This is a genomic window from Enterococcus sp. HMSC061C05 (assembly GCF_001814765.1).
GTDB classification, from domain to species: Bacteria; Bacillota; Bacilli; order Lactobacillales; family Enterococcaceae; genus Enterococcus_B; species Enterococcus_B lactis.
Genome location: NZ_KV817721.1, coordinates 37248 through 46512, shown reverse-complemented (window position 1 = coordinate 46512; position 9265 = coordinate 37248). Strand labels below are relative to the sequence as shown.

The 9265-nt window shown below is 39.6% G+C and carries 10 protein-coding genes; 2 read left to right on the top strand and 8 right to left on the bottom strand.

Annotation, left to right across the window (positions count from 1 at the left end):
- Positions 1 to 35: 35 nt before the first annotated feature.
- The 8 genes from HMPREF2988_RS01075 to HMPREF2988_RS01040 form a co-directional block, all read right to left on the bottom strand.
- On the bottom strand, positions 36 to 617 hold the full coding sequence (locus HMPREF2988_RS01075; RefSeq protein WP_038398440.1) for a TetR/AcrR family transcriptional regulator: 582 nt from the start codon (positions 615 to 617) through the stop codon (positions 36 to 38).
- Positions 618 to 800: 183 nt separating this feature from the next.
- Positions 801 to 1427 carry a cysteine hydrolase family protein gene (locus HMPREF2988_RS01070; protein WP_002300333.1) on the bottom strand — a complete coding sequence of 209 codons (627 nt, stop codon included), beginning with the start codon at positions 1425 to 1427 and terminating at the stop codon, positions 801 to 803.
- Positions 1428 to 1448: 21 nt separating this feature from the next.
- Positions 1449 to 2777 (bottom strand): FAD-containing oxidoreductase, encoded by a 1329-nt coding sequence (locus tag HMPREF2988_RS01065; protein WP_070769833.1) that lies wholly within the window; start codon positions 2775 to 2777, stop codon positions 1449 to 1451.
- A 156-nt stretch (positions 2778 to 2933) separates the two neighbouring features.
- Positions 2934 to 3335, bottom strand: coding sequence for an organic hydroperoxide resistance protein (locus HMPREF2988_RS01060; protein WP_002286825.1), 402 nt, complete (start codon positions 3333 to 3335; stop codon positions 2934 to 2936).
- 84 nt (positions 3336 to 3419) lie between these two features.
- A complete protein-coding gene (locus tag HMPREF2988_RS01055; RefSeq protein WP_002308156.1) occupies positions 3420 to 3626 on the bottom strand; it encodes a hypothetical protein in 207 nt (68 codons plus the stop codon).
- A 94-nt stretch (positions 3627 to 3720) separates the two neighbouring features.
- Positions 3721 to 5223: a phosphohexomutase domain-containing protein gene (locus HMPREF2988_RS01050; RefSeq protein ID WP_070769832.1), complete on the bottom strand. Its 1503-nt coding sequence runs from the start codon at positions 5221 to 5223 to the stop codon at positions 3721 to 3723.
- Positions 5224 to 5240: 17 nt separating this feature from the next.
- Positions 5241 to 5696, bottom strand: coding sequence for an arginine repressor (locus HMPREF2988_RS01045; RefSeq protein ID WP_002314521.1), 456 nt, complete (start codon positions 5694 to 5696; stop codon positions 5241 to 5243).
- Positions 5697 to 5793: 97 nt separating this feature from the next.
- The gene (locus tag HMPREF2988_RS01040) at positions 5794 to 6414 is read right to left on the bottom strand and encodes a GyrI-like domain-containing protein (RefSeq protein WP_070769831.1); all 621 of its coding nucleotides are present in this window, start codon (positions 6412 to 6414) and stop codon (positions 5794 to 5796) included.
- A 220-nt stretch (positions 6415 to 6634) separates the two neighbouring features.
- Between HMPREF2988_RS01040 and HMPREF2988_RS01035 the strand changes: the two genes are divergently transcribed.
- A complete protein-coding gene (locus tag HMPREF2988_RS01035) occupies positions 6635 to 8008 on the top strand; it encodes an MFS transporter (protein WP_002314519.1) in 1374 nt (457 codons plus the stop codon).
- A gap of 74 nt (positions 8009 to 8082) precedes the next feature.
- On the top strand, positions 8083 to 9195 hold the full coding sequence (locus HMPREF2988_RS01030) for an NAD(P)/FAD-dependent oxidoreductase (protein ID WP_070769830.1): 1113 nt from the start codon (positions 8083 to 8085) through the stop codon (positions 9193 to 9195).
- Positions 9196 to 9265: the final 70 nt, after the last annotated feature.

Here is a 9265-nt window from a genome sequence, read left to right as displayed (position 1 = left end):
TTGAAGCTGACCACTTCTGTCACAACCTCTAATTATTAAAGAACCTTTTGCGAAGTTAACAATCTTTCTTTGATCAATTGGAAATTCTGTCTAAGTAGTGATAGATCTTGTGTGACCTTCAACAATAAGATACTGCCCTGGATTTCAGCAATCAACGCTTTGGCTTGACGGTCTGCCTCTGCATCGGACAGTTTTTCTTCAGAAAGTGCCAAGATATTTTGTTTCGTATACTTGACCCATTGATTGACTAATTCTAGTAGCAATAGACGGAATTCTTCATCCACTGTACTCAACTCAATAATCAAATTCCCCACAGGACAGCCATGATAAGTGATTTGTGTCTCATGATCAGCGAAAATCCAATCCAACATTTCTTCTAATGCTTCTTCTGGCTGTTTTCCAGCATTTAAGATGTCTTCAAACAATTCTGTCTGCCACACGTCCATATGCGCATGGATCACCGCTAGACAAACTTCTTTTTTTGAAGAAAAGTAATAATAAAATTGCCCTTTCCCCGTATCAGAAGCTGCTAGAATATCCCGGATCGACGTTTCATGATAGCCTTTTTTATAAATAAGATCTTTGGTCGCTTCCAAGATCTTTTCCTTTGTTTTCAATGATATTCTCCTTTTTCATCTCTCATAGTCCTATATTATACAATAAATTCATCATTTTATCTTCCTAATCGTTTAAAAAAAGACTGTGCCAAATTATCTGACACAGCCCTCACTATAAAACTGTTCTCTTGTAGCTAGATGTTCATTGATTCAAGAACTGCGAGGACAAAAGCAGTTCCTATCTTATGATAGTTGCTCTAATACTTCCTCTGTTGTCATCACTTGATCTGCAATAAAACCAAAGTTCGTCAACGCTGCATCCATTGCTTCTTGGCCAGGAGCACCAATTGCATCTGTCGCTACCACAACATTGAATCCACTCTCTACCAATTCACGCATATGGGAATCGCTACACAAGTTTCCGTTCATTCCTCCGAGAATTACTGTGTCGATTCCATTTTTTCTCAATTGAAGCGCTAAGTCGTTGCTTTCTGGTCCAAAGATTTTATGAGGAGAGCTGATGATCGTATTTTCATCCAAATATGGTTTCAATTCTTCGATAAAATCGGCTCCTGAACCTTCTTCCACTGGTTCATATTGACTTTTTCTAGCAAACATCTGCTGCTCAAGCATCATATGTTCTCCTGCACCGCCAAATTGCCATTTATGGTCATGTGGATAAAAATAATGAGGAGAAATAAAGAGTTTGTATCCTTTTTCTTTTGCTTGTTTCACCATTTCGATCATATTTTCGATCGTATTGTATTTTTCTAAGATATCTTTTGTCAAACCAAAGCCACCGCCTGCTGGTTTCAAGAACTCGACTTGCGGGTCAGTTAGAACTACTGCTGTATTTTTGTTGTTGAACATGATAAATTCTCCATTCGTTATTTATTTTAATACATCATTTAGAGCTTCACTCATTGTTGGATGAGAATAGATTTGATCTCTCAATAACGTATAAGGAAGTTTTCCATTCATAGCTAGCGAAATCAAGTTGATGACTTCATGAGAATCTTCCGCATAAATACTTGCGCCTAGAATCAAGTCAGTTTCAGGATCAACTAAAACTTTGAATACCCCTTTAGGATCTTCTAATACTTGTGCTTTAGGGACGCCGCTTGTCATATACTTGAATAATTTGTAATTGACGCCTTGTGCTTTGGCTTGTTTTTCTGTTAATCCTACATTAGATAAAGTTGGAGTGATAAATACACTGTAAGGCACAGCTTTCCGATTATTCGTTGTTCGTGTATTTTCGCCTTTCAACTGATCCATAATGATCCGATAATCATCTAAAGAGATATAAGTGAACTGCAGTCCGCCTTTGACGTCTCCAATCGCCCAAATGTTTTCCGCATCTGTACGAAGGTATTCATCTACAGCGATTGCTCCGCGATCGGTCAGTTTAACATCTGTATTTTCTAATCCAAGAGAAGCTGTATTAGCTTTTCGGCCAGTTGCTGCTAAAACTTTAGATGCTTCAATCGTTACTTTTTGACCATCTTCTGTAAAGGTAACGGCAGCTGTTGATTCTTGGTCTGCTACTTCATCGACAGTCACACCTAAGTGGAACTCGATTCCTGCATTCGTCAAATCTTCTAAAATCATTTGTGCAATGTCTTTATCTTCACGTGGAAGAAATTCAGGATGGGCATCAAGAACGACAACTTTAGATCCGTATTCATTGAACATTGATGCAAATTCCAGACCAATATATCCAGCCCCAATGATCACTAATTTTTCCGGTAATTGTTCTTGATCCATTGCTTGCGTAGAATCAATCAAGTAGCGACTTGTATTCAATCCTTTGATTGGTAAAATGATTGGTTCAGAACCAGTATTGATGAAAATCCGTTCGCCTTCAACAATCACTTTTTCACCATTATTCGTCACTTCGATTTGATGGTTAGAAAGAAAACGTGCTGTACCGTCCATCACTGTCCCAGTCGCCTCATCGCTGATCATATGATAATTTTTGGCACGAAGCATGCCCGTCAATTTTTCTTTCCGAGCAACAGCCTCTGTAAAGTCGATTCCTCTTTCTCCATTGAAAATCAATGATTTAGAAGGAATACAGCCGATGTTGATACATGTTCCGCCATACATACGTGTTGACTTTTCAACGACTAAAACCGATTCGCCTTTTGAAGCTAACGCCTTCGCTAAAGTCTTACCGCCCTTTCCAAAACCGATCACAATATTTTGATATTTTTCCATCCTTTTTCCCTCGCTTCTTTTTTACCTACCGATTGGTACAAAAATATGATAACCGATAATCGTCTATTTTCCAAATCATCTGCTTTGTTTGTCAAAAAAACCAGACAAAAAGCGGTCCTTTCACGTTTTTAGTCTGGTTCGATTTCCTTTATTCTTCTAAACAATCGTTACTTCTACATCAATATTTCCTCTAGTTGCTTTGGAGTAAGGGCAGAATTCATGCGCATCTTCTGCAATTTTTTGGGCTTCTTCTTCGCTGATGCCATCGATATGCACTTCTAATACTACACCGATTTGATAGCCGCCATCATCTAAATTATAAAGAGAGACACGTGCTTTTACTGTGGACTCTGCTGTCATTCCAGCTTCTTTGATCATATGTTGTACCGCCCCATTGAAACAAGAAGCATAACCTGCTGCAAATAATTGTTCTGGATTTGTTCCTTCTGCATGGATTCCCGGAGGAGTGATTTTCATATGCATCGAGCCATTGGGTGCCTCGACCTCTCCATTGCGCCCGCCATGGTTGATCATTGCTGTTTCGTATGCTTTTTTCATTGTACTGCTCCTTTCGATTGACCATTTGCTACTTGCTATAATTATAGTGTATGACAAGTAAGGCGCTTTCTACAAAAATTCTGCTTATTCAAATACCAGAATACCGTCTTCTACTATTTTTCCAAAAAACAAAAAGATGCCACTCGTGAACAACAGGGTCATATTCGTTCCAAAATAAATAGCAATCTTTTCTAAATAATCTTTTATATGATTGATTTTGAGATACATATATACCAGAAAGTTGACCCCATAGACCAATACTGTTAAAAAAATAACCATATTCGTTACCATTTTTTTCCTCCTTTTGCTGGCCACCCTACCAGCACTCGGTTTAACCTTACCACTTTTTTTATTGTCCAAGCAACTACCTTTCAAGAAGATTGGTTTATTCTGCTGATAATGATTCAAGATCAGAAAAATGTCCGAATAAGTTTGCTAGTTTTTCTAACACTAGCTGGTTCTTTCCGCTCTCATCATTTTCTATCTGCAATACTAACAACGGCTCATGTAAGCTTAAGCGAATCAAAAACCAACCGCTTCCATAAGGTTCTTGCAGATTATACCGAATACCTTCTTCATTTGCCGGGTCGAAGTTCATCCCTTTTTCTTCTTCCAGCAGTCGCTTCATTTCTTCTAATATCTTGTTTCCTTGTTCGCGTGGTTCATCACTGAACAATTTTAGTCGGATTTCTTGTACTTCTACAGGCTGTTTCAACTCTTTGATTTGTTCATCCAATGTGATACCTTTTCTTTTTAATTCTGGCAAAAGCATCAGGATCTTCGCGATGACGTATGCACCATCATCCAGAAAATAATTTTCCTTGAATGCAGCGTGACCGCTTGTTTCGATGGCTAGCTGTGTATCTTTCCCAAGACGATTAAGTTCTAATGCTTTATTGATTACATTTCGATAGCCGGAAATATAACGAATTTGGGCACCTCCTTTTTCTTCAATGAATTTTTGTAGATGAGAAGAAGTAGGCGAATTCGTTACGATCCTTGTCCCTGGATGCTCTTTTAATACGATCGTACTTAATACTGCGATCAAATTATTTCGATTGATGACTGTTCCAGAAGCACTGACCACAGCTGAACGATCCACATCTGTGTCAAAAATGATTCCAAGATCTGCTTCATTTGCTAAAACAGCCTGCTTGATACTTTCCATCGCTTCTTTGTTATCAGGGTTGGGGATGTGATTAGGAAATCGACCATCTGGTTCCAAAAATTGAGATCCTGTTGTATCAGCGCCTAAGCTATTCAATACTTTTTCAGCAAAAAATCCTCCAGCACCATTTCCAGCATCCACGATGATTTTCCAACCTTTTAGTGGTTTGTCATCTTGTGTTCCCATCCCTTTTTTGATTTTTGTGACTAAATCTTGCGCATAAGGTGTCAAAAGGTCTGCTTTTTCCACACTTCCTGCTTGTTCACTGTTTATTTTTTGCTGCTGTGACAGGATATAAGCAATATCTTCTTTTTCTGCCCCTCCTTCTGAGGTGAAAAATTTTATTCCGTTGTAATAATAGGGAAGATGGCTAGCAGTCAGCATGACCGCAGCGTCGCATGAGAATTGTTCAAATTGAGTGGACATAAACATAGCTGGCGTAGTAGCTAATTCGAAATCAATGACATGTATCCCTTGTTCTTTCAGACTTTGGATCAACGCCTCTTTTAGTGCTGGTCCGCTGATCCTGCTGTCATGACCAATCCCAATCGTCCATTTTTTAGTTGGATTAGTTGATTTCTTCTTTTTCTTTAGCCAGTTTGCTAGTCCCCAGCCGATCTTTTCTACCCTGTCTGTCGTCAAATTGACTTCATGACCTTCAACTGGTATTGCAATCCCTCGAATATCCGATCCATTTTGTAGCGCTTTCATATCTTCCATATAAAAGTCCTCCTCATCTATTCCCTCATTTTTTCTAATTTTTCCGCAAATCGCTGTGCTTCTTCTTCTGAGCGGCAAATAATAATGAATGTATCTACACCTGCCATCGTTCCAACAACTTCGGGATAAGCAACTTCGTCTAACCAATTCGTTACCACATCAGCGCCATTTCGTTCAGTCAATACGATAACCATGAATTGAACAGACTGTATACGTAAAACCTCACGCCTAATTGCCGTACGCAAACGTTCTTCATTTAAAGAAACAGATGGTTGGTTAAATAATGTATAGCGTACTATTTTATTTTCATCTTGGCTTTTTACTAACTTCATTTCTCTGATGTCTCGAGAAATCGTAGCTTGAGTCACATCGGCACCTGCTTCATGCAACCGTGTAAGCAGCTCTTCCTGTGTCCCAATCGGTTGTTCTGTAATCATTTGGCGGATCAATGCTTGTCGCTGTTTCTTTTTCATATTAGACACCTCTCAATATTGATTATAGCAAAAGACAAGTAATATTTCTTCTTATTTTGGTATTTTTTACTTTTATTTTCCGGTTTTATTCAGGTTGCTATCCTTTTTCTATTTTGACACGCAAAATCGTCTTCATTTTTTCAGGTGCAGATTTTCGTGGATCGCTGATATAGATTTCTTTGTGTTCTTTAGAAGTTCTTTGATAGCCTTCTTCTGCAATGAATGCTTCTAATTTCTCAAAGGATTCTGGTTCTTCATCATAGGAACCGATGTGTAAGATTTGGGCACAAAGACCTTCTTCCATCTTTCCGAATGCTACTTGTTCTCTCAAGTCTTCCGGAAGTTTGCTCAGAGAACGCTGAATGGCTTCTTGTGCTATCGCTTCTGTAACAAAGTCAGGCTGTCGGATCATCAATTGATAAGAAAAATGTTCTTTTTTCATCACTGGTTCATGCAAATACTTTTCTTGCAGTCCCCATTGTCCTTCCAATGGATAGACAGTATACATCTGATAATCAGGAATCAGCCAATTTTTTTTAGGCGACATGCGTATTGCATAGCTGACTGCATATAGACAGGCTACTCTTCGTTTAAAGTCTTCCTGATTCGGGTCGCCGATCCCTCTGATGCTAAAGAATGGTTTTTTAGGAACCTCTAGTATTTGCGGGCTTTTTTTCATACTATAGCTCTTGTCTTTACGCCATTCGATTTTTTCCATTTTTCTTCCTCCGCGAAATTCCATTTAGTTATTTATTATCATACCTCTTTTTAAGTGACTTGGCTAATCGTGTTGACACTATTTTTCAGTTTGTGCTAGAATAAGTTAAGTAAATAAATCGTACAGATAACACGTTTCGGCGTGTCGAGAGAGAGGCGGTTTCTATTTTTATAATAGAAATCACTCTCTTTTTTTACGAAATTTTTTAGAGGTGATGTAAATGACAAAACAAAAACAGCTGCTTTTAGTACCTGCAGTAATTGCAACAGGGATGATGTCTTTTGCGGGCGTATTGATCGAGACGGCCATGAATGTAACTTTCCCAACTCTTATCAGACAGTTTGATTTAACGACCGCACAAGTCCAATGGGTAACAACGATTTATCTTTTGATGATTTCGATCATTGTTCCGCTGTCTACTTATTTGAATCGCAATTTTAGTCTCAAAAAACTCTTTTTAGCTTCAAATCTGCTTTTCTTGGCAGGTATAATGATCGATTTCTTCTCTCCTACCTTCATGGTCCTATTGTTTGGTCGATTGCTCCAAGGGGCAGCAACAGGTATCGCTCTTCCGTTGATGTTCCATATTATCTTGACATTTGCCCCCCTCAATCGACGAGGCGCGATGATGGGTGTCGGTACTTTGACAACGGCCATTGCTCCAGCGATTGGACCCACTTACGGAGGCATTATGACTTCACATTTTACATGGAATCATATTTTCCTGTTTCTTGTGCCCATTTTGCTCCTTTCTTTGATTATCGGCTGGTTTGCTATTCCCGAGATGGCAGTACAAAAAAGTGGTTATTTGGATTGGTGGAGCGTTTTAGGAATCTTTCTTTTGTTTAGTGGAAGTCTGACATTTTTGAGTACGTTGGGAACACTTTCTAGTTGGATTGCTTTGATCATCGGCGGGATCGGCTGGTTCCTATTTTACTATCGAAGTAAAAAAGTGGAACATCCGCTGATTCGGCTGTCCATTCTTTCCAATAAAACATTCCGTTTGTTTTTGATTGGCTTCTTGGTTTATCAGTTTTTATTACTTGGTGTGTCTTTTGTCTTACCGAATTTCCTTCAGATCGTTCAAGGAAGCAGTCCTTTTGTCGCTGGATTAGCCATGCTTCCCGGTGCAGCGGTTGGTGCTTTGCTTTCTCCTTTTTCTGGTAAAATGCTGGATCAATATGGACCGAAGAAGCCAATTTTTGCTGGACTGATCCTTTCTTTGATTGGTTGGTTAGCATTATTCCTGCTTATCGGACACGCTTCATTGGGTGTATTGATTGCCTGTCATGTTTTTTATATGGTCGGTATCGGTTTGTCTTACAGTAATATGATGACGACTGGAATGAATGCGCTGAATGAAGAACTGCAAGGAGACGGGAATGCAATGTTCAATACCTTGCAACAGTTTTCTGGTGCTGTGGCTACTTCATTAGTAGCGGTTATCATCAATTATGTTCAGCATCATACTTCCCATAATTACGAAGTGTCTACTACATTAGGATCAAAAGCGGCGTTGGGCGTCTTATTGCTGTTGCTTCTTATCAGCTTTGCTCGATTCGTCTATTCTCTGTTTTTTGCTAAAAAAGCATAGTTTCCATATACGGCAGGTGTTGCATCTGCCGTTTTTTTGTGTGAAAATGGTTGTTTGTAAAAGGAGGCTTTTTTATGGAAAAAATTGCCATTATCGGTGGCGGGATCATTGGTATGACTCTAGCCAATTACTTGGATACATCAACATTCGATGTTGCTTTGTTTGATGAAGGGACAGGACAGGCAACGAAAGCAAGCGCTGGGATCATCTCCCCTTGGTTGTCAAAACGCAGAAACAAACAATGGTATCGTCTGGCTAAAGACGGCGCTGCTTTTTTCCCTAAACTCATAAAAGATTTCCAACTTGATCAAACGATTTATGCACAATCAGGGACACTTTTGCTTCGACCTGAACAAGATTTAGCTGAATTAGCTATTCTTGCGGAGAAACGAAAAGAAGAAGCGCCAGAAATTGGAAATATCGAATGGCTTTCACCTGAACAGACGTCCCAAGCTCTTCCGTTATTGAAGCCAGCAGTTTCACTACGCATCAGTGGTGGTGGTCGTCTGGATGGAAAAGCATATTTAGAACATCTTGGTCAGCGTTTAGTACAAAAACAAATTGAGCAGATCCAGGCAAAAGTCACCTTGCATAAGAAGAACGATTCTTGGCTCGTCAAGGGACCGTTTGGAGAATACACAGCTGACCGCGTAATCTTGACACCTGGTCCTGCACTTAAGCCTCTATTGAAAAAATTAGGCTATTCTGCAGATATACGTCCGCAAAAAGGGCAGCTCTTAGCATTTCAGACATCTTATAAGATGAGTCAAGACTGGCCTGTTGCTATGCTTGACGGAGAAGCTGATTTCATTCCTTTCATGGATGGAAAGATCCTTTTAGGTGCTACCCATGAGAACGATCAAGGATGGGATTTGGCTCCTACTAGCGAAGCTTATGAGGGATTGACTAAGAGTGCAGATCAGTTCTTGGCTGATCCAGATCAGATAAAAAATTGGTCCTACGAGTTCCGTGTAGGCACCCGTGCTTATACGTCAGATTTTTCCCCATTCTTCGGCGTATTGCCAGATGACCCAAGTCTACTGGCTGCTAGCGGTCTAGGCTCTTCTGGTTTGACGACAGGCCCTTATATCGGCTATCTATTAGCCAACTTCTTAAATACTAGTCATTGGCCTACGGAAGATTATCAAAAGGACATCTCCACCTATATTACGAAAAATCCATCATAGAAAAACAGCTTTTTCAAGTAAGGATCCCGAGCGATATTGCGCATGGATTACTTCTTGAAAAAGCTGTTAT